This is a genomic window from Paenibacillus lentus, from assembly GCF_003931855.1.
Lineage (GTDB): Bacteria > Bacillota > Bacilli > Paenibacillales > Paenibacillaceae > Fontibacillus > Fontibacillus lentus.
Genome location: NZ_CP034248.1, coordinates 5,108,630 through 5,133,493, shown reverse-complemented (window position 1 = coordinate 5,133,493; position 24,864 = coordinate 5,108,630). Strand labels below are relative to the sequence as shown.

General features: G+C 48.7%; 3 protein-coding genes. All 3 read left to right on the top strand.

The window, feature by feature from the left end; translation table 11 throughout:
• Positions 1-13 precede the first annotated feature (13 nt).
• Genes EIM92_RS22875 through EIM92_RS22865 form a run of 3 tightly spaced genes read left to right on the top strand, consistent with a single transcriptional unit; the run spans position 14 to position 24,845 of the window.
• Complete coding sequence (locus EIM92_RS22875) at positions 14-1,930, top strand: non-ribosomal peptide synthetase (RefSeq protein WP_125084823.1); 1,917 nt, start codon at positions 14-16, stop codon at positions 1,928-1,930.
• Positions 1,927-9,525 carry a non-ribosomal peptide synthetase gene (locus EIM92_RS22870; RefSeq protein WP_125084822.1) on the top strand — a complete coding sequence of 2,533 codons (7,599 nt, stop codon included), beginning with the start codon at positions 1,927-1,929 and terminating at the stop codon, positions 9,523-9,525. The genes EIM92_RS22875 and EIM92_RS22870 overlap by 4 nt, the downstream gene beginning before the upstream one ends.
• 17 nt (positions 9,526-9,542) lie before the next feature.
• Positions 9,543-24,845 carry a non-ribosomal peptide synthase/polyketide synthase gene (locus EIM92_RS22865; RefSeq protein WP_125084821.1) on the top strand — a complete coding sequence of 5,101 codons (15,303 nt, stop codon included), beginning with the start codon at positions 9,543-9,545 and terminating at the stop codon, positions 24,843-24,845.
• Positions 24,846-24,864: the final 19 nt, after the last annotated feature.

The following is a 24,864-nucleotide window of genomic DNA, read 5'->3' as shown; positions in this document are numbered from 1 at the left end:
AGAGGTGAGATCTTTGAATTTGACCGATTTGAATTTTATGAGTTCGGCTGAACGAGAAAAGATACTGCAGATATTTAATGATACCGATGCTGATTATCCTAAGGATCTAACGATTCATAAAGCCTTCGAACAGCAGGTGCAGCAAAGAAGGAACGAGATTGCTGTTGTTTCAGAGGGAGAAGAGATTACTTATGGACAGTTGAATGAACGGGCAAATCAACTTGCAGCTTCATTGAGAAAGCATAACATTCAGCCTGGACATATCGTCGGTATACTGGCTGATAAATCGATGGACATGATCGCTGGCATTCTGGCTGTACTTAAGGCGGGCGGAGCCTACATGCCAATTGATCCGAGTTACCCCCAAGAACGCATTGAGTACATGCTACAAGATAGCGGAGCAACGAGTTTGTTGCTTGACGAGCATTCTCCGGCACCTGACTGCTTTAAAGGAAATGTGATTGCTATGAACGACCCCGATTTGATTCATGAAAGCATAAGCAATCCTGAGCATGTGAACCATTCTTCCGATCTGGCCTACATCATTTATACGTCTGGGTCCACAGGCAAGCCTAAAGGGGTTATGATCGAACATCGTAATGTAATTCGCCTCTTTTTTAATGATAGGAATCTATTTGACTTTAGCTCTACAGATGTTTGGACACTTTTTCATTCCTGCTGCTTTGATTTTTCCGTTTGGGAAATGTACGGAGCCCTACTGCATGGCGGGAAATTGATTGTTATTAAGCTAGATACCGCAAGAGACCCCCACGCCTTTCTTAAAATACTTAGACAACATCAAGTAACCATTTTAAACCAAACTCCAACTGCTTTCTATCAGCTTTTAGTCGCAGAAGCGTCGAGTAGGGAGCGGGATTTATTTCTCCGGTATATTATTTTTGGCGGAGAAGCCTTGTTGCTATCCAAATTAAAAGAATGGAAACAATGGTATCCTCACACAAAGCTCATTAATATGTACGGAATCACAGAAACGACTGTACATGTTACTTTTAAAGAAATTACCCTTGATGATATGGACACTTCTATTAGTAATATTGGAAAACCGATTCCAACGTTGAAAGTTTACGTCCTGGATTCTTCAATGAATTTGCTGCCTGTAGGAGTTCAAGGTGAACTCTACGTTAGCGGTAAGGGAGTAGCCCGCGGTTACTTGAATCGGCCTGACTTAACACGGGAACGGTTTATTGATAATCCGTTTGAACCAGGAACAATGATGTACCGCACTGGTGATCTTGCAAGGTGGCTACCCAATGGCGAATTGGAGTATTTAGGCCGAGCGGATCAGCAAGTAAAAATTCGTGGTTATCGAATAGAACTTGGGGAAATAGAAGTCGAGCTGATGAAGCTGGACGGTGTAAGGGAAGCGATTGTACTGACAAAACAGGAGGAAGAACAGCTACCTCAATTAATAGCTTACATTGTCGCAGATCGTGCAACCGTTGATTTTGGCAGTCAATTATCTAAAGCTTTACCCTCTTATATGATACCTGCACAATTTATTTATGTACCAAGCATACCCATGACCATCAATGGAAAAGTCGATAAACAAGCGTTGCTGGAATATAAACCTCAAAATGGGGAAAAAACAACCTGCTCCCCACCGCAAACGCATATGGAGAAGAGATTGGCAGAGTTGTGGAAATCCAATATCGGAATTGACACTATCGGTATGGATGACCGTTACTTTGACCTAGGTGGAGACTCTATCAGGGCTATACAGTTACTTCACTCTATGAATCGCGAATTTAATTCTAATCTTCAGCTGGGCGATTTATATCGCTATGATTCCATTCGAACCATCAGCCAACAAATTAAACCGTTTAATACACATTCTGATGATGCTAAACAGTCCAAGATACAGCAGCTTGATCAGCTTAAGGAGCAAATACTCGGAGGTGGAAAGCGATGACATCTAATTTACTACAGAATGTATCCGACGTATTTCCTATGAGCGACATTCAACTGGGAATGGTCTTTCATTATATGAAGCATGAAGGCATGTACCATGACCAGTTTGTATACCAATTGGATGATCCCCTTTTTGATACTCAGTTATGGCGGCAGGCGATGACCTATATGGTCACCAAACATCAAATGTTGAGGACCAGCTTTCATATCCAGGAGTTCTCAACACCAGTTCAAATGGTTCATGAGCAAGTGCCCATAGATATAGAAGAGATGGATATATCAGAAATTGAGGGTGATCCGAAACAGTACATTTATAATTACCTCGCAGAGGAGCGGTTGTCCCCTTTTGATGTAGCTTTAGCTCCCTTATGGCGAATGAAGATCATGAGGCTGAACCAGCAGCAGGTTGCAATCATTTGGATATTCCATCATGCGATACTGGATGGGTGGAGCGCGGCCTCGTTTATAACGGAGCTTGTAAATGTATATTTCGCCCTGAAGGAAGGCTCTGTGCCTCTGGTACCGCTAAAGTCGACATACAAAGATTATGTCATTGATCAAATGTTAGTCCAGGACGAGTCAGAATTATTCGATTATTGGAAAAAAGAACTTGCAGGATACAAGAGGCTTGAGCTGCCGGAGCTCGCTACAACCCGCAGTAGTCCTGATATTACAATACATACTGAAGAAATAAATAAAACGGTCATAGAGCAATGTAAGAAGGTTGCCCGTGAGAACCGTGTTACCGTGAAGACCCTTTGCCTTGCGGCATTTCTGGCTATGATGTATTCCCGCTCATATGAAGAGGATATTACAGTCGGATTAGTGGAAAATGGCCGTCCGATTACGGAAGATGCCGATAAAATACTAGGTTGTTTTCTTAATACAGTTCCTTTCCGTATTTCGGTTGACCCACAAATAAATTGGAAGCAATTGATTGCTCAAATATATCAAAAACAGGTTGATCTTAAAAAATACGGAAGATTAACCTTTGCTAAAATCGCAGAGAGTGTTGGAGAGAGCGGGGTCGATCATAATCCGCTATTCGATGTAATTTTCAACTTTGTTGATTTTCATGTATTTGAAAATGTAAAGGAACATCCGCTGCAATTTTGGATGGATGGCTATGAAAGAACGAATACATTATTCGATTTTAGTGTCTCGGCGACTTTAGATCACTATATTATCCGTGTGGTATCTGTGTTTCCAGAACAAAGCGTCAAAGCGATGGTTAAACACTTTCAATCCGCATTAGCAAGTATTGTGTATCAAATTGACATGCCTTTCGACAAGTTAACGCTGCTTGATGAAGGAGAACGGCTGGCAATAGAGGCATTTAATAATACCAAGATAAATTATCCGCAGGTTGAGACACTGCACAGTCTTTTTGAGTCGCAAGTAAAGAAGCGGCCGGATAGTGTAGCTCTGACGATGGGAGATCAACAGCTAACCTACCATGAGCTGAATGAGCGTGCAAACCAGCTGGCCCGCATACTTCGGCGCAAGGGGGTACAGCCGGATCAAGTTGTGGGCTTAATGACAGAGCGATCCTTCGACATGATTGTCGCTATTCTAGCTATATTCAAAGCGGGTGGCGCCTATATGCCGATCGATCCGTCCTACCCGGATGAACGGATAAATTACATGCTGGAGGACAGTCATGCGCCGTTATTGCTCGTTCAGCATTCCGGGCTGCTCCGGGCTAAGCTCGACCATGCGGGCGAAATACTCATCCTGTCCGAAGTTCAGGCGGAGGGTGAATCAGGGCAGAACCTGAGACCGGCCGCCAAAGCGGACAATCTGGCTTATGTCATGTACACCTCGGGATCTACAGGACAGCCGAAGGGCGTGATGACGACGCATCGGAATGTCGTTAGAACGGTTGTAAATAACGGTTATCTGGACATTACGCCGGAGGATCGTTTACTGCAATTGTCCAATTACGCCTTTGACGGATCGACTTTTGATATTTATGGAGCGCTCATCCATGGAGCAACCCTCGTACTGGTTTCCCGGGAAGAAATGCTGGATCCATCGAAGCTGGTTCATCTCATCCGTAAGGAAGGGATTACGGTGACCTTTATGACCACCGCGTTATTTAATACGCTGGTCGATTTGGATCTAGAGGGACTGGAGCGTCTGCGCAAGCTGGTATTTGGGGGAGAGCAGGCCTCGGTTAAGCATGTACAGAAGGCGCTGGACAAGCTGGGAGAAGGGCGGCTGGTCAACGGATATGGACCAACGGAAACGACGGTGTTTGCGGCGACCTGGACAGTGGATCAAAGTGTGCATGTGAGCGGCATAGTTCCGATCGGCCGGCCGTTGAACAATACGGTGATTCACATCGTGGATGCGGCGGGACGCTTGCAGCCGATCGGTGTGGCCGGCGAGTTATGTGTGAGCGGTGATGGGGTGGCCCGGGGCTACCTGAATCGTCCCGAGTTGACGGCAGAGCGGTTCGTGCCAAATCCTTGGGAGCCCGGCACGATGATGTACCGGACGGGAGATCTGGCACGCTGGCTGCCGGGGGGAACGATCGAGTACCTGGGGCGCATGGATCAGCAGGTGAAGATTCGGGGTCATCGTATCGAACTGGGCGAGATCGAGGCGAAGCTGCTGGAGCATCCGGTCGTGCGGGAGACGGTATTAATTGCGCGGCAGGACGATCAGGGCCATTCGAGTCTATGCGCCTATATCGTGACCGACGGGGACTGGACAGCGGCGGAGCTGCGTCGTCATCTGGCCTCAAGCTTACCGGAATATATGATCCCAAGCACGTTTACTGGTTTACCGCAGCTGCCGCTGACATCAAACGGCAAGGTGGACAAGCGGGCCTTGCCTGAACCGGAGCAGCAATTGGACGGGGTGTATGTGGCGCCAGCCAATGAGCTGGAGGAGCAGCTGGCGGCTCTGTTTGGTGAGGTGCTTGGGGTAGAAGTAGTCGGTACGCAGGACTCCTTCTTCGAACACGGTGGCCATTCGCTCAAAGCGATGACACTGGCCGCACGAATTCATAAAGAGCTTGGCGTGAACGTGCCGCTTCAGTACATGTTTGACAACCCGACAGTACAGAAGCTGTCAGAGTTGGTATCGGAAGTGCGGGGAACCGGCCAAGTAAACCATTATTTATCTATTGAGCAGGCTGAGGAGCGGGATTACTATCCGACTACCCCGCAACAAAAGCAAATGTATATTCTTCAACAAATGGAAGATGAGGATACAGCTAGTAGCTATCATATGCCATTATTGCTAGAAATTTCAGGAGAACTGCAAGAGAAGTCGTTGCGAGCGAGCTTGGATTTGATCATACAAAGGCATGAGGCACTACGGACTTCTTTTCATATGATAGATGAAAAGTTAGTTCAGTGTATTCATGGGGATGTGAAGTGGAGCCTAGAAGATGGCGGGCAAATCCTTGAGCAGGATCTTGAACAAGCGATGTTTGATTTCATGGCTCCTTTTGACTTGAGCAGTGCTCCTCTATTCCGAGCCAATCTGGTTAAGTTAACGGAGAATCAACACATTTTGATGCTGGATATGCATCATATTATTTCAGACGGCCTATCAGTTAAGGAATTGTTCCAGGAAATCATACGCTCCTATCAAGGCTTACCGCTTCAGCCGCTCTCTATACAATATAAGGATTATGCGGTCTGGACTCAGACGGAGGAATGGGAAGAGCGTTTAGAGACACAGGAGGCTCATTGGTTAAATCAATTGTCAGGAGAATTGCCTGTGCTGGAGCTCCCTACCGATTACCCTCGTCCAGCTACTAGAAGGATGACAGGTAAATTATATACGTTCGGTCTACCTGATGATCTGACAAAGCAGTTGAGAACCTTGTCTGCTCAGGAGCACACGACTTTGTATACAGTTCTATTGGCTGTGTTTAATATCATGCTATCCAAATATACATCCCAAGAAGATATTGTAGTCGGTACGCCGATCGCGGGACGTCCCCATGCGGATTTGCAGCATGTATTGGGCATGTTCGTGAACACATTGGTGATTAGAAGCCAGCCACGGGCACAGCAAACATTTATGGAATACCTGGCGGATGTCAAAACTACGATTTTTAGTGCCTATGAAAATTCGGATTATCCGTTCGAGAAGTTAGTGGACAAGTTGAATGTTGCCAGAGATTTAAGCCGAAATCCGGTGTTTGATGTTATGTTCTCCATCGAAGATCTTCCAAGACCTGTTGAGGTTGAGGGTGCAGCATTTCATATGAAGATGTTTGATTGGAAAAAGGCTAAATTCGATATGGATTGGACTGCCGTAGAAGGAGAAACGATCCAGTTCATGGTTGAATATAACACTAGTTTATTTCAGGACGAAACGGTAGAAAGAATGGCGCAACATTACATTCATTTACTATCGCAAGTGGTGGAATGTCCAGAATTTCAATTATGGAAATATAACTTGATTACGCCAATAGAAAAAGAGCAGATTCTGCTAGATTTCAATCACTCGGAAGTTCCCTTTCCGAAGAATCAGCTCATTCATGAGCGATTCGAAGAATGGGTCAAGCGCACTCCTGACAATAATGCTGTCGTTTTTAATAATCAAAGCCTTACTTACCATCAATTGAATGAACGAGCGAATAGCTTGGCAAGATCGTTGGTCAATCTTGGTATAGGAAATAACGATTTTGTAGGGCTGCTGGTGGATCGATCATTTGAAATGATTATTGGTATGCTGGCCATTCTTAAAGCGGGAGGAGCTTACTTACCCATCGATCCGGATTATCCGCCGGAAAGGATTCAGTACATGCTGGAAGACAGCGGCGCAAAGCTCCTTCTAAAACAGGAGCGGCTTCAAACACCGGGGGGCTTTGCTGGAAACATTCTTTCGCTTGACGATCAAACTCTATACCAAGGCAATACTAGCAATCTTGAACTGGCCGCTCCATCGGACAATTTGGCTTATATCATTTACACATCCGGTTCGACTGGGAAGCCTAAAGGAGTATTAATTAATCATCGTTCCATACTCAATATGCAATTAATGAGCGAAACCTTTGGTATCCGTTCTGGAAGCCGAGTGCTGCAGTTTGCCTCGTTCAGTTTCGATTCATCGGTAGGTGAGATTTTTTATACGCTGCTGAATGGTGCGAGCCTGTATCTAATTGAGAAGGAAATGCTATTGTCCGCTCCTGATTTTATGCAATGGTTGAAAACATCCAGAATCACATCCATTCCGTTTATTTCGCCCTCGGCATTAAGAGCTTTGCCGTATGAGGATCTTCCCGACCTGGAGTATATCTCTACGGGCGGAGAGCCCCTCCCGGCTGACTTGGTAAGCATATGGGGGCGGGATAGAAAATTCCTTAATGCATACGGGCCCACTGAAACGACAGTGGATGCAACGATCGGGTTATGCACTGCCGATGGACGAATGCATATCGGAAGGCCTATCAAGAACAGGAAGGCTTACATCTTGAATGGATACAACCAGTTGCAGCCGATCGGCGTATTGGGAGAACTGTGTCTGGGGGGAGAAGGCGTCGCCGTTGGTTATCTGAACCGTCCTGATCTGACGGATGAGAAGTTCGTTCCAGATCCATTCATCGCTGGTGGAAGAATGTATAAAACAGGTGACCTGGTTCGCTGGTTGCCAGACGGAACAATTGAATACTTCGGAAGAATAGATCAGCAGGTGAAGATTAGAGGGCATCGGATCGAGATTGGCGAGATAGAGGAAAGGCTGCTGGAACATCCTTCCCTGAAGGAAGCAATCGTAGTGGCGGATACGGATCATCAGGGTTCCAAATATCTTTGTGCGTACGTTGTCCTTGATGGATCACTTCATCACTCGGATATTCGGCAATATTTGAAGACACGACTGCCGGATTATATGATTCCGTCTTATTTTGTAGAGATTCATGAGCTGCCCTTAACACCGAATGGAAAGATTAATAAAAAGGCGCTTCCCAAACCACAGATGCAGGTACGACAGGGCGAAGACATTGTTGCACCATCTGATCCGTATCAATCCGTGCTGCATCAAATTTGGCAGGAGGTTCTTGGATCAGAGTTGTTTGGTATACATGATAACTTCTTCGATCTTGGTGGTGACTCCATCAAAGCATTGCAAATATCAGCAAGGCTAGGCAAACAGGGTTTGCGTTTAAGAATGAGGGATTTATTCGCCAATCCTACCATTGCTGAACTTAGTCAATATGTAAGGGAGCATGTCACTGAAGCCGAGCAATTCGAAGTGACGGGCAGTGTTCCATTGACACCGATTCAAAAGTGGTTCTTTGAACAGCAGTTGGAAGAGCCTCATCACTATAACCAGTCCGTTCTTCTATATAACGAGAATGGTTGGGATGACAAACGGGTGAGAGAAGCATTCACGGCGATTTCAAAACACCATGATGCGCTTCGGATGCGCTACAGCAGCACTCATGGCATAACCTCCCAGGAAATACAAGAGACGGGGGAGAACGAGTACTTCTATCTGGAACAAATCGACCTATGCGGGCAGAAGGATTATGAATCGAGAATGACCATGGAGAGTACTCGTATTCAAGGATCGATGAATTTAAATAAAGGGCCGCTTGTCAATATCGGATTGTTCCGCACGGATCACGGCGACTATCTTCTAATCGCGATTCATCACTTGGTTGTTGACGGAGTGTCGTGGCGTATTTTAATAGAAGATTTCAATTATTTATATGAAGGAAACACTGTCTTACCACTGAAAACGACATCTTACCAAGCATGGGCTAATCATTTACAGGAATATGCAGGTGGTCCGGAGCTGGCTGCTGAGCTTCCGTATTGGGAGGAAATAGCTCGTCAATCACAACAGTTAAGCCTTGTATCAAACACAATTTCCGTCGATCGAGGCACATATGGAGACATGCTTACCTATAGCATGAAATTAACTGCAGAACAAACGGATCAACTATTAACTCAATCACATCAGGCTTATCGCACTGAAATTAATGACCTTCTACTAGCTGCATTGACACTAGCTTTAAAGGAGTGGACAGGAGGCTCCGAGTTTGTAATCAACCTTGAGGGGCACGGACGCGAGGAAATCTCTGAACAGGTCGATGTATCACGGACTGTCGGCTGGTTTACTTCGGAGTATCCCGTTCTGTTTAATCTTACTGAAGACGGGTTAGCTTCTACTATCCGGCATGTCAAGAATACGTTACGTAGCGTACCTAATAAAGGAATCGGTTATGGCATCCTCAAATACCTGGCAGGGTACCCCTTAAACATCGAGCCAGAGATTAGTTTCAATTACCTAGGTACCTTTGATTCGGAAGATGCTGACGGTTCACCGCTAATGGGGGAGCCGATCGGGCTTAGAAACAGTAGCCCAATGCTGCTTGATATTAACGGAATTGTTGCTGAAGGCCATTTGCTGATGCGTTTTGGCTGCAACGCTGCTCTGTTTTCTACATCAAAAATGGAACAGTTAGTCCAGTATTACCAGGACTACTTAGTTCGTATCATTGAGCATTGCCAGGCGGATTTGGATTCAGGTTTAGCACTTGAGGATCTTACTATGAGCGATCTGACGCTTGAAGAGCTTAACGATATTTTTGATGACCTTGAAGAAGAGCGGATTTACAAATAGTCTGGGGTGATTTGATAATGTTGAGCAGAGAAAATGTCCAAGATATGTATAAATTATCTCCATTGCAAAAAGGAATTTTGTTTCATCACATCAAGAATGAGAAGGATCAGGCATATTTTGATCAACTGGTGTTTATTTTAGACGGGACGGTTAATCCTGAGTGTTTGGAGCAGGCCTGCAATCTGCTGATTCAAAAGCACCATAGTCTGCGAACTATTTTTCGTTACCGGAAAATGAAGGAACCCGTTCAAATTGTGCTTAAGGAACGCAGCATAAAGATGCATTACGAGGATATTTCTCATATGCAGCCGGAGGATCAGGATACTTATATTCAAAGGTTTGTAGAGGCAGACCGCGAGAAAGGTTTCGACCTTTCTCGGGATCTGCTGATCCGGTTCGCTTTGTTTCAGAATTCAACCCATCAATACCAGTTTATTATCAGTAACCACCATATTTTGATGGACGGTTGGTGCTTGGGCATTATTTTGAATGATCTGTTTGATATTTATAAAAATGTTCTAAAGGGAATGCCCGTTTCGATTCAAGAAGGTGTCCCGTACAGTAGACATATTCGCTGGCTGGAGAAGCAGGATATGCAGGCGGCGAAGGAGTTTTGGCAGCAAACTATAATGAATGGCTATGAGAAGAAGACTGGTTTACCCGAACAGCTGACGAGATCAAATCGTCAGGATTACGAACATGGTCAGCATATCGTTCATTTGGATCGGAACATCGCAGAAAGACTCGTATCTTTCGCTAAACAGCATCGTGTTACGGTGAATACGGTGTTCCAAACTATATGGGGGGTTCTTTTACAAAAATATAATGATACAAATGACGTTGCTTTCGGCGCCGTCGTCTCCGGAAGGCCAGCGGCCGTACCGGATGTGGAGGACATCGTCGGCCTGTTTATTAACACGATCCCTGTGCGCATAAAATCAGATGAAAATGAAACGTTTGAGACGCTGATTGCTAAGGTACAGAAACAGGCACTGTCGTCAGAGCCTTATGATTATGTATCTTTGGCTGAAATTCAATCGGGGATTGGCGATGTTATTGATCATGTTTTCGCGTTCGAAAACTATCAAATAGATGTTAAGCAATTCGAAGAGAGCAGTTATACGAGTGAACTAGGATTTTCGATTCAATGGACGGAGAACAATCATGAACGAACGAACTATGATTTAAGTGTTCAAGCTCAAATCGGAGAAGAATCCATTATAAAGATCCTCTTCAATTCGCTCGTTTATTCCTACGAGTTTATACAAAATGTTGTGGCTCACGTGTTAAAAATTGCTGAAACAGTTACTAGTCATCCAGCAATTCGAATCCAGGATATTGATATCTTGACCTATTCTGAGCGTGAGCAGTTACTGCATAAATTTAACAATACATATGCCGACTATCCGCAGGATCGCACGTTATCTAGTCTATTTGAGGAGCGGGCGGCGAAATATCCCGAGAAGCTGGCTTTGGTCATGGGGGAAGATCGCCTGACCTATCGTGAGCTAAATGCCCGTGCGAACCAGTGGGCACAGGAGCTTCGCAGGAAGGGCGTAAAGCCGGATCAAGCCGTCGGCCTGATCACCGAGCGTTCGCCAGAGATGATCCTAGCTATTCTGGCGATTCTGAAGGCGGGCGGCGCCTATCTGCCGATTGACCCTTCGCATCCGGCTGAACGTGTAGCCCATATGCTGCGGGATAGCGAAGCTTCACTTTTAATCGCTCAGCATCCCGGACTTGTGCGGGAGGAATACAGCTATACAGGCGAGACGCTCATCATGGGAGAAGAGCCGCTGCTGGGCGAGCTGGAGCAAAACCCGGCCCCAGTTGCACAGTCAGGGAATCTGGCTTATGTCATGTACACCTCGGGCTCTACAGGTCAGCCGAAGGGCGTGATGACAACGCATCGGAATGTCGTTAGAACGGTTGTAAATAACGGTTATCTGGACATTACACCGGAGGATCGTTTGCTGCAATTGTCTAACTACGCCTTTGACGGATCGACTTTTGATATTTACGAAGCGCTCATGCATGGAGCAACCCTCGTGCTGGTTTCCCGTGAGGAGATGCTGGATCCATCGAAGCTGGTTCATCTCATCCGTAAGGAAGGGATTACGGTGACCTTTATGACCACCGCGTTATTTAATACGCTCGTCGATTTGGATCTAGAGGGACTGGAGCGTCTGCGCAAGCTGGTATTTGGGGGAGAGCAGGCCTCGGTTAAGCATGTACAGAAGGCGCTGGACAAGCTGGGGGAAGGGCGGCTGGTCAACGGATATGGACCAACGGAAACGACGGTGTTTGCGGCGACCTGGACGGTGGATCAAAGTGTACATGAGAGTGGCATAGTTCCGATCGGTCGGCCGCTGAACAATACGGCGATTCACATTGTGGATGCGGCGGGACGCTTGCAGCCGATCGGTGTGGCCGGCGAGTTATGTGTGAGCGGCGATGGGGTAGCCCGAGGCTACCTGAACCAACCCGAGTTGACGGCGGAGCGGTTCGTGCCCAATCCTTGGGAGCCCGGCACGATGATGTACCGGACGGGAGATCTGGCGCGCTGGCTGCCGGAGGGAACGATTGAATACCTGGGACGCATCGATCAGCAGGTGAAGATTCGGGGTCATCGTATCGAACTGGGCGAGATCGAGGCGAAGCTGCTGGAGCATCCGGTCGTGCGGGAGACGGTATTGATTGCGCGGCAGGACGATCAGGGTCATTCGAGTCTATGCGCTTATGTCGTGACCGACGGGGACTGGACCGCGGCGGAGCTGCGTCGTCATCTGGCCTCAAGCTTACCGGAGTATATGATTCCGACCTCGTTTACTGGTTTACCGCAGCTGCCGCTGACACCGAACGGCAAGGTGGACAAGCGGGCCTTGCCTGAACCAGAGCAGCAATTGGACGGGGTGTATGTGGCGCCAGCCAATGAGCTGGAGGAGCAGCTGGCGACTCTGTTTGGCGAGGTGCTTGGGGTAGAAGTAGTCGGTACGCAGGACTCCTTCTTCGAACACGGCGGTCATTCGCTCAAAGCGATGACGCTGGCAGCGCGTATCCACAAAGAGCTGGGCGTGGAAATCCCGCTGCGGGATATTTTTACCCATCCGACTGTGCAGGAGCTGGGGCAAAGGCTACAGGACATGCAGGGACAGGGTGGCGCTGCGGCGGCGTATACGGCCATTGAACGTGCGCCAGAGCAGGAGTTCTATCCGGCATCGTATGCGCAGCGGCGGATGTACGCGGTTCAGCAAATCCGCGACAAGCATACGACGGCGTACAATATGCCGTTTATGCTGAATATTGAGGGAGCACTGGATGCGGATCGGCTTCGCGCCGCACTGCAGGGCCTGGTATTGCGCCATGAGTCATTGCGCACCTCGTTTCATATGATCGGGGAACAGCTCATGCAGCGGGTGCATGAGTATGATGAGATCGCATGGGATATGGAACGATCGGAAGCGGCGGAATCAGCGGTGGATGAGAAGGCACGGTTGTTCATAGCTCCGTTTGACTTGGAAATCGCGCCGCTGTTCCGTGCGGAGCTTGTGCAGGTGGAGGCGGAGCGTCATGTGCTGATGCTGGATATGCATCATATTATTTCAGATGGAGTATCCACTGGCGTGTTGTTCCAGGACTTGAGCGCCCTTTACGAAGGAGCCGAGCTGCCGCCGCTTCGCATCCAATACAAGGATTACGCCATATGGCAGCAAAGCGGGGAGCAGGCGGCCCGTCTCCAACAGCAGGAGGAGTACTGGCTGAATGAGCTGTCTGGCGAGCTGCCAGTGATCGATATTGCAACGGATAGACCACGTCCCGCAGTACAGGACTCTAAGGGAAGCCTGTATCATTTTAAGCTGGACAAGATACTGTGGAACAAAATCAAACACAGCGTAATGAATGAGAACACTACTACCTTTATGTGGATGAGAGCTGTTTTTCATATCATGCTCTCCAAATATACGGGACAGGAGGACATCATTGTCGGCTCACCTGTTGCTGGACGTCCACATTCGGACTTGCAGCCTATTGTGGGCATGTTTGTTAATACAATTGCGATCCGTACCCGATCAGAAGAAAATATGACGTTCAAAGAGTTTCTTGCCCACGTGAAGCAGCAGATCATTCACTCTCAGGCAAATGCCGATTATCCGTTCGAGGAGCTTGTAGATAAGCTGGGAGTACGGCGTGATTTAAGTCGTCATCCTTTGTTTGATACCGTTCTGGTACTTCAAAATGTGGAGTCTGCTCTCCCGGACATTTCAGAATTGAAGATTACTCTCGTGGATGCAGAGACAGACACCTCTAAATTCGATCTAACCTGGGCAGCCATTGAATCGGAGACGCTTGAATTTTCAGTAGAATATAGTACAAGCCTGTTCAATGAACAGACCATTGAACGAATGGTCGGACATTTTGTTCACCTGATTAACCAAATTATTGCTAATTCTGAGCGCCGTATTTCTGAACTGCAATTGGCAACAGCGTCTGATATAAAGCTGCTAAATAGTTTTAATACTACAAAAATGGACTATCCGCAGGATGGCACGTTATCTGGTCTATTCGAGGAGCAGGCGGCGAAATATCCCGAGAAGCTGGCTTTGGTCATGGGGGAAGATCGCTTGACCTACCGTGAGCTAAATGCCCGGGCGAACCAGTGGGCACAGGAGCTTCGCAGGAAGGGCGTAAGGCCGGATCAGGCCGTCGGCCTGATTACCGAGCGTTCGCCGGAGATGATCCTAGCTATTCTGGCGATTCTGAAGGCGGGCGGCGCCTATCTGCCGATTGACCCCTCGTATCCGGCTGAACGTGTAGCTCATATGCTGCGGGATAGCGAAGCCTCGCTTTTAATCGCTCAGCATCCCGGGCTTTTGCGGGAGGAATACAGCTATACAGGCGAGACGCTCATCATGGGAGAAGAGCCGCTGCTGGGCGAGCTGGAGCACAATCTGACCCCGGCTGCACAGCCTGGCAATCTGGCGTATGTCATCTATACCTCGGGCTCAACCGGGCAGCCGAAGGGCGTGATGACCACCCACCAGAACGTCGTCAAGACGATCATGAACAACGGCTATTTGGAACTTACGCCGGAGGACCGGCTGCTGCAATTATCCAACTATGCCTTTGATGGCTCTGTCTTTGACATCTTCGGTGCGCTGCTGCACGGAGCGACCTTGATTCTGGCTGACCGGGAAACGGTGCTGGATATTCGGAAGCTCGGTCAGCTGCTGCGGGAAGAGAGCGTGAGTGTAGCCTTTATGACAACGGCTCTGTTCAACACGCTGGTGGATCTGGATTTGAGCTGTCTGGAACATACACGCAAAATTTTGTTCGGCGGCGAACTCGTATCGGTTCGTCATGTTCAGCGGGCTGTAAAGCGTTTAGGCCCAGAACGCATTATTCATGTTTACGGCCCAACGGAGACGACGGTATTCGCCACGTCTTATGAGGTGGGACAGCTGGAGGAGGACAGCTATACGCTGCCGATTGGCCGGCCGATTCACAATACGACGGCTTACATTCTCAACCAGGAGGGGGCTCTTCAGCCCTTGGGTGTGGCCGGAGAGCTGTGGCTTGGCGGCGATGGGGTAGCGCGAGGCTACCTGAACCAACCCGAGTTGACGGCGGAGCGGTTCGTGCCAAATCCTTGGGAGCCCGGCACGATGATGTACCGGACGGGAGATCTGGCGCGCTGGCTGCCGGAGGGAACGATCGAGTATCTGGGACGCATCGATCAGCAGGTGAAGATTCGGGGTCATCGTATCGAACTGGGCGAGATCGAGGCGAAGCTGCTGGAGCACCCGGTCGTGCGGGAGACGGTATTGATTGCGCGGCAGGACGATCAGGGCCATTCGAGTCTATGCGCTTATGTCGTGACCGACGGGGCCTGGACCGCGGCGGAGCTGCGTCGTCATCTAGCCACAAGCTTACCGGAATATATGATTCCGACCTCGTTTACCGGCTTGGCGCAGCTGCCGCTGACATCGAACGGCAAGGTGGACAAGCGGGCCTTGCCTGAACCGGAGCAGCAATTGGACGGGGTGTATGTGGCGCCAGCCAATGAGCTGGAGGAGCAGCTGGCGGCTCTGTTTGGCGAGGTGCTTGGGGTAGAAGTAGTCGGTACGCAGGACTCCTTCTTCGAACACGGCGGCCATTCGCTCAAAGCGATGACGCTGGCAGCGCGTATCCACAAAGAGCTGGGCGTGGAAATCCCGCTGCGGGATATTTTTACCCATCCGACCGTGCAGGAGCTGGGGCAAAGGCTACAGGAAATGCAAGGGCAGGGTGGCGATTCGGCGGCGTATACGGCCATTGAACGTGCGCCAGAGCAGGAGTTCTATCCGGCATCGTATGCGCAGCGGCGGATGTACGCGGTTCAGCAAATCCGTGACAAGCATACGACGGCGTACAATATGCCGTTTATGCTGAATATTGAGGGAGCACTGGATGCGGATCGGCTTCGTGCTGCGCTGCAGGGCCTGGTATCGCGCCATGAGTCATTGCGCACCTCGTTCCATATGATCGGGGATCAGCTCATGCAGCGGGTGCATGAGTATGATGAGATCGCATGGGATATGGAACGATCGGAAGCGGCGGAATCAGCGATGGATGAGAAGGCACGGTTGTTCATAGCTCCGTTTGACTTGGAAATCGCGCCGCTGTTCCGTGCGGAGCTTGTGCAGGTGGAGGCGGAGCGTCATGTGCTGATGCTGGATATGCATCATATTATTTCAGATGGAGTATCCACTGGCGTGTTGTTCCAGGACTTGAGCGCCCTTTACGAAGGAGCCGAGCTGCCGCCGCTTCGCATCCAATACAAGGATTATGCCCTATGGCAGCAAAGCGGGGAGCAGGCGGCCCGTCTCCAACAGCAGGAGGAGTACTGGCTGAATCGCTATGCTGGAGAGCTGCCAGTGCTGGAGCTGCCGACGGACGAACCGAGACCTGCAGTGCAACAGTCTGAGGGAGACGCCTGGCATATGGAGATCGCTGCGGATCTATTAGAATCCGCCAAGCGGTTATCTGCCGAGCGTGGAACGACACTGTATATGACCCTGCTGGCTGTCTATCAGGTGCTGCTATCTAAATATACGGGACAAGAAGATATTATAACGGGAACACCGATTGCCGGCAGACCGCATGCGGATCTGGAAGGCATCGTGGGGATGTTCGTTAACACCTTGGCGATCCGTACTCAGCCGGCGAGCGAGCTGACGTTTGAAGAGTATTTAGCTCAGGTCAAGGAGCAGGTATTGCAAGCCTATGCGCATGCGGATTATCCGTTTGAGGAGCTGGTTGAACAGCTGAGCTTGCCGCGCAACCTAAGCAGGCATCCGCTATTCGATACGATGTTCGTGCTGCAAAATTTGGACTTGTCAACTATGGAGTTGGAGGGAATGACCCTCAAGCCCTATGACTTTGAATGGACGAACGCCAAGTTTGACCTGACCTGGTCGATGGTAGAAGACAAGAATCTTCATATTTCTGTGGAGTATAGTACGAGTTTATACAAGAAAGAAACTATACGGCGTATGGGACAGCATTTACTGCATATCTTGCAGCAAGTCATTGATCAGCCATCTTTGACACTTGCGGAAATAGAACTTGCGACATCGTCAGAAGTGAATCTAATCATGGATCACTTCAATGATACAAAGACGGATTATCCGCATGATCAGACGATCCATGGACTATTCGAGCAGCAGGTTCGTGAACATCCGGATCGAATCGCAATCGCTCAGGAGGAAGAGTCGCTAACGTACCAAGAGCTGAACGAACGTGCGAACCAAGTCGCCCATTATCTCCGGAAGAAGGGGATAGCACGTGATCAATTCGTCGGGATTATGGCAGATCGCTCGATCCAGACCGTGATTGCCCTGTTAGGGGTCTTAAAGGCTGGGGGAGCTTACGTGCCAATTGATCCTGAATATCCAGAGGAACGGCAGCAGTATATATTGGCGGACAGTGGGGTTTCGTTGCTCCTGACCCGCAGCACGTATGCCGTGCCTGCCGAATTTACTGGAGGACGGGTTAACCTGGAGGCTGTTATTGGAGGTGCAGAGCCTGTAACCGATCCCGATCCTGTTAACGATGCTCGGGACCTGGCCTACATGATCTATACATCCGGCTCAACAGGTCAGCCTAAAGGCGTCATGATCGAGCATCAAGGTGTCTGTAATTTCACGCTGGTTGCTGAGCCGTACGGCATCGTGCCAGGTGGACATGTGCTGCAATTCGCTTCATTTAGCTTCGATGCCTCGGTCGGTGAAATATTCCCTACCCTTTTAACGGGTGCGACCCTGCATATGGCATCCAAGGAACTGCTGCTGTCTGGGGCTGGCTTTGTGGCTTGGCTAAGAGAGCGAAAAATTCAATCCATGCTCTTGCCGCCATCGGTACTGCGTGCGCTCCCGCTGGAGCCACTGCCGGATCTGAAAGTGGTCATTACGGCAGGCGAGTCCTGCTCACCGGATCTAGTGAAACAATGGGGAAGCGGCCGCAGCTTTATTAATGCATACGGTCCGACGGAAGCGACAGTGGGTTCGACACTGGGGGTATGCGAACCAGGTACAGATCGGCTGACGATTGGGACTCCGATCGCGAATAAGCAGGTTCTAATATTGAGCGAGGACGGACATTTACAGCCTGTTGGCGTTGCGGGCGAGCTCTGCATTGCAGGCGTCGGACTAGCGCGTGGCTACTGGCAGCGTGAGGAACTGACTTTAGAGAAATTCGTACCTCATCCATTTACACACGGAGAGAAAATGTATCGTACCGGGGACTTGGCGCGCTGGCTGCCGGATGGTTCCATAGAATTCCTGGGTCGAATCGATGATCAGGTGAAAGTAAGGGGATACCGGATCGAACTGGGCGAGATTGAGGCCTGTCTGCTGGAGCATGAAGTTGTCACGGAGGCTGTAGTTACAGCGGTGCGCGATGACCAGGGACAAACCCAGCTATGCGCGTATCTGCTGACCGAGGGGGAGTGGACGGTGAGTGATCTGCGCAAGCATGCGGGTAGATCGCTGCCGGATTATATGATTCCAGCGTACTTTGTTGAGCTGGAGGAGCTGCCGCTGACACCGAACGGGAAAGTGGACAAAAAAGCTCTGCCGGAGCCGAATGTGGAGGCCCGGGCGAGAACCGTCTATGCGGCGCCGACGAATACGACGGAGCAGGCGTTGGCGGAAGTATGGCAGGAAGTGCTGCGTGTTAGCCAGATCGGCATTCATGATAACTTCTTCGAACTGGGAGGAGACTCCATCAAGGCGATTCAGATTGCGGCCCGCCTGCATCGCTATGAGTTGAAGTTAGACATTCATCATCTATTTAATCATCCGACGATTGCGGAGTTGGCCCCTCATGTTCAGCAGAAGCAGGTTGTTGAGGAGCAGGGAATCGTTGAAGGGGAAGTCCTGCTTACGCCGATTCAACAGTGGTTCTTTGAATCAGGTCAGGCGGCCCCGCATCATTTCAATCAGGCATTCATGCTATACAATCCTGACGGCTGGAATGAGGGGACGGTAAGACAGGTATTTGCAGAACTGATTCAGCATCATGATGCTTTAAGAATGAAGTATACCGTAGATGATGCAGGGAGCATTAAACAGATTAATGCTGATGCGAGCAGCGCCTTTTTCACATTTGATGTCATAGATTTGACTCAGGAAAGCGATTTGGAGAGCCGGATCGAGGAGGAAGGAACTCGTTTGCAATCCGGGATGAGCATTTTTGATGGACAGCTTATCAAATTAGGATTGTTCAGAACGGTAGCTGGGGATCATCTCATGATAGCCATTCATCATCTGATTATAGATGGCGTATCCTGGAGAATTTTACTGGAGGATCTGGTCGACGGCTACAAGCAGGCTAGTGTTGGAGAACGAATCGTGCTGCCGCCGAAAACGACCTCTTATCAGATTTGGAGTCGCAAATTACGAGAATATGCTCAAAGTGGAAGATTGCAAAAACAAAAGGCTTATTGGCATGAACAACAACAGGCGATTGACCAATCGCTTGTGCGAGATACCGTGGATACCCAAGGGGTGCACGGGTTTGCAAATAGCAGTTCTGTTCAGACTTCGTTATCAGAAGCGGATACACGGAATTTACTGATGAATACGTACCAGGCTTATTCCACTGAAATCAATGATTTGCTTATAGCAGCTCTTGCCCTGGCCGTAAAGGATTGGACATTACAGACGAATGTGGCTGTTACCCTTGAGGGGCACGGGCGTGAGTCAGTGATGGACAAAGGCATTGATCTAACGCGGACTGTAGGCTGGTTTACGACAATCTATCCCATAGTTCTTGATGTAACATCCACGGATCTGCCGCAGGTGATCAAGAATGTTAAAGAAACACTGAGATCTATTCCGGATAAGGGATTCGGCCATTCCGTTTTAAGGTACCTTGACAATGATGAGACCTTGAAAAATGGAGCACGACCACAAATCGGATTCAATTACCTGGGGCAGTTTGATCAACAGATGACGGAAGGAATTAGTCTTTCTCCGTATTCTCTTGGCAAGTCCATCGGTGATGCGAACCACTATCAGCACCCGATCGAAATCAGTGGTGTCACGATTGGCAACGAGCTCAAGCTTGAGATCGCTTATGACGGTCTTCAATACGATAAACAGGCCATTCTCTTGTTCGCAGGATATCTGAAGAAGCGATTGCTCCAAATTATTGAAGTATGTATGAATAAGCAACAAACGGAATACACGCCAAGCGATTTCAGCATTCAATCATTGACGCAGCAGGAACTGAATTATATTTATCAGGTTATTCGGCCTGACGCCATTACTGATATTGTGGAATTGTCTCCACTGCAGACAGGGATGTTTTTTCATACGCTGAAGGATACCGATGGCACCGTGTATTTTGAACAGAGCCTATTTGAGTTGCAGGGCACGGTAGATCCCGAGGCGATGGAAGCGGCTCTCCATGCTTTAATGCAAAAGCATGAGATATTACGTTCGAATTTTGTTTATGAAAATCTGAATCAACCGGTGCAGGTCATATTAAATGAGAAAAGGGCTGAGTTTCATTATGAGGATCTTTGCGACTTAAATGAACAGGAGATCTCATCAACTATTGGCAGCTACCGGCAAAAAGATAAGAAGCGCGGATTCGACTTTGCTAAAGATGCTTTGATCCGATTTGCTCTGTTCAAGACAGGAAGCGGGAAATATACGCTGCTCTGGAGTCATCACCATATTCTTTTGGACGGTTGGTGCTTTGGTGTAGTGCTTAATGATTTGTTTGATATGTATGCTGAGTGGAAGAACAGCAAGCAGATTTCGTTCGATTCTGCGACTCCATACCGAGAATACATCAAATGGTTGCAACTGCAGGATCAGGATGAGGCTACCGCATACTGGAAAAGCAGCCTAAATGGCTTCGAACAGATCACAATGCTACCACAACTGCATACTGAACAGGTGCAAGGTTACAAATCGGCGGAGTGGGTTTGTCAATTGGATGCAGAGACAACGGAGAAGATGTCTCAGCTGGCCGGAAAGTATCGTGTGACGTTAAATACGCTGTTTCAAACCCTCTGGGCAATTTTGCTTCAGAGATACAACGATACGGACGATGTCGTTTTTGGTACCGTGGTTTCAGGGCGATCGGCTGAAATTAATAATGTCGAGAGCATCGTAGGTTTGTTTATCAACACGATACCAGTTCGTATTCAGAAACAGAAGGAGCAGAGTTTTTCCGAATTATTGGAGGTTGTACAGCGCAGTGCCATGGAGTCGGAAAAATACGATTACTTAGCATTGGCTGATATTCAATCTGTCACATTGGGCTCTAATCCGCTATTTAATCATATTGTTATTTTTGAAAACTATCCTTTCGATTCTGACAAGGCAGATAATTGGAGTGAGCAGCTCGGTTTTACGATTGATTCGTTTTCAGCAGAAGAGCAGACGAATTATGACTTAAATGTAATTGTGGCACCTGGTCACGAGATGATTATCAAATTTCAGTACAACATGTTGGTCTATGACCACAAGTCACTGGAGGCTATTTCCGATCATTTTATGAATCTGCTGATCCGGGTTATGGATAATCCGGAGATGTCTTTGAACCAAATCAATTTCTTAAGTGACGAGGAAATGGATGAACTACTCTGTCACTTCAATGATACAAAGACGGATTATCCGCATGATCAGACGATCCACGGACTGTTCGAGCAGCAGGTTCGTGAACATCCGGATCGAATCGCAATCGCTCAGGAGGAAGAGTCGCTAACGTACCAAGAGCTGAACGAACGTGCGAACCAAGTCGCCCATTATCTCCGGAAGAAGGGGATAGCACGTGATCAATTCGTCGGGATTATGGCAGATCGCTCGATCCAGACCGTGATTGCCCTGTTAGGGGTCTTAAAGGCTGGGGGAGCTTACGTGCCAATTGATCCTGAATATCCAGAGGAACGGCAGCAGTACATTTTGGCGGACAGTGGGGTTTCGTTGCTCCTGACCCGCAGCACGTATGCCGTGCCTGCCGAATTTACTGGAGGACGGGTTAACCTGGAGGCTGTTATCGGAGGTGCAGAGCCTGTAACCGATCCCGATCCTGTTAACGATGCTCGGGACCTGGCCTACATGATCTATACATCCGGCTCAACAGGTCAGCCTAAAGGCGTCATGATCGAGCATCAAGGTGTCTGTAATTTCACGCTGGTTGCTGAGCCGTACGGCATCGTGCCAGGTGGACATGTGCTGCAATTCGCTTCATTTAGCTTCGATGCCTCGGTCGGTGAAATATTCCCTACCCTTTTGACAGGTGCGACCCTGCATATGGCATCCAAGGAACTGCTGCTGTCTGGGGCTGGCTTTGTGGCTTGGCTAAGAGAGCGAAAAATTCAATCCATGCTCTTGCCGCCATCGGTACTGCGTGCGCTCCCGCTGGAGCCACTGCCGGATCTGAAAGTGGTCATTACGGCAGGCGAGTCCTGCTCACCGGATCTGGTGAAACAATGGGGAAGCGGCCGCAGCTTTATTAATGCATACGGTCCGACGGAAGCGACAGTGGGTTCGACACTGGGGGTATGCGAACCAGGTACAGATCGGCTGACGATTGGGACTCCGATCGCGAATAAGCAGGTTCTAATATTGAGCGAGGACGGACATTTACAGCCTGTTGGCGTTGCGGGCGAGCTCTGCATCGCAGGCGTCGGTCTAGCGCGTGGCTACTGGCAGCGTGAGGAACTGACTTTAGAGAAATTCGTACCTCATCCATTTGCACACGGAGAGAAAATGTATCGTACCGGGGACTTGGCGCGCTGGCTGCCGGATGGTTCCATAGAATTCCTGGGTCGAATCGATGATCAGGTGAAAGTAAGGGGATACCGGATCGAACTGGGCGAGATTGAGGCCTGTCTGCTGGAGCATGAAGTTGTCACGGAGGCTGTAGTTACAGCGGTGCGCGATGACCAGGGACAAACCCAGCTATGCGCGTATCTGCTGACCGAGGGGGAGTGGACGGTGAGTGATCTGCGCAAGCATGCGGGTAGATCGCTGCCGGATTATATGATTCCAGCGTACTTTGTAGAGCTGGAGGAGCTGCCGCTAACACCGAACGGGAAAGTGGACAAAAAAGCTCTGCCGGAGCCGAATGTGGAGGCCCGGGCGAGAACCGTCTATGCGGCGCCGACGAATACGACGGAGCAGGCGTTGGCGGAAGTATGGCAGGAAGTGCTGCGTGTTAGCCAGATCGGCATTCATGATAACTTCTTCGAACTGGGAGGAGACTCCATCAAGGCGATTCAGATTGCGGCCCGCCTGCATCGCTATGAGTTGAAGTTAGACATTCATCATCTGTTTAATCATCCGACGATTGCGGAGTTGGCCTCTCATGTTCAGCAGAAGCAGGTTGTTGAGGAGCAGGGAATCGTTGAAGGGGATGCCATGCTTGCGCCGATTCAACAGTGGTTTTTCGAATCAGGACAGGCGGAGCCGCATCATTTCAATCAGGAATCCACATTGTTTAGCCCTGAAGGATGGGATCCTGAAACGGTTAGACGGGTATTTCTTAAACTGACCGAGCATCACGATGCTCTGCGAATCGTATTTGACATGTCGGAGGGAGCGATACTTCAAAGAAATCGGGGATGTGAGGATGGACAAGCATTCACTTTAGACGTATTTGATTGCAAAGATGATAGGGGTACGAATGAATCGTTGATAGAAAGTCATGCAGCTGGGCTGCAGAGCGGTATGGGGCTGGAACAAGGGCCTCTCGTAAAACTAGGAATTTTTCAGACGGATCAAGGCGACTATTTGCTAATTATTATTCACCATTTGGTGGTAGATGGCGTGTCCTGGCGCATATTGCTAGAAGACTTCCATACTCTCTACCAGCAGGCCGTTCAGGGTCAGCAGCTTGTTCTGCCGCCCAAAACAGCTCCATATATCACTTGGGTGAAAAACTTGTCTCGTTATGCCAACAGTGAAACTTTTTTGGAGGAAATGTCTTATTGGAAAGAGATAGAACAGATGTCCATTAAGAAGCTGCCTACAGCGGCTCCTACAAAGAAAGTGTACCAGCTCCAGGATTGTGACTTCGTGATGATGTCATTATCTGAAGAGGCAACGCAGCAACTGCTTACGACGTCGCATCGCGCTTACCGGACAGAAATTAATGATTTGCTTCTTACCGCGCTAGGACTAGCTGTCAAGGAGTGGACAAAGGAAGACTTGATCGCGATTCACTTAGAGGGGCATGGACGCGAAGTGATGAGCGAAACGCTTGATATTACAAGGACGGTTGGATGGTTCACATCGATGTATCCAGTAATTTTGCAATTGAAGTCCTTTGATTACCCTACCGAAATTAAATGGATCAAGGAAACGCTGCGGAATATTCCGAACAAAGGGATGGGCTTCGGTATTCTTAAGTATATGACGGATGAAAGTCTTAAGCGTTCCGTTCCATTCCAAATTGAACCGGAGATCAGCTTCAACTATTTAGGCGTATTTGAAGATCAGAATGATGAGGATGCTTCGACCATTCCGACAGGACCATCAGTTAGCCCGCATTACCATGACACACACTTGTTGGCATTCAATGGGATGGTGAGTGGCAATCAGTTACGGATGAATTGTCGTTTTGATGCCACGATATTAGATCGGAGTACAGTTCAATTCGTCATGGATCGTTTCAAATATTACCTACTTGCCTTGATAGAGCATTGTTCTAGTAAAGAAACAGTCGAGTTTACGCCGAATGATTTCACCCAGAAGGATATGACACAGGAGCAGTTGGATAGTTTGCTGGAAGATCTGTTGGAAGATATAGCAGATTTATAACTTTCTAAGAATGTGGGCG

Bases quoted from the DNA above. Each gene is read 5' to 3' on its own strand.
- EIM92_RS22870 (WP_125084822.1), top strand. From the start codon at position 1,927: ATGACATCTAATTTACTACAGAATGTATCCGACGTATTTCCTATGAGC.
- EIM92_RS22865 (WP_125084821.1), top strand. From the start codon at position 9,543: ATGTTGAGCAGAGAAAATGTCCAAGATATGTATAAATTATCTCCATTG.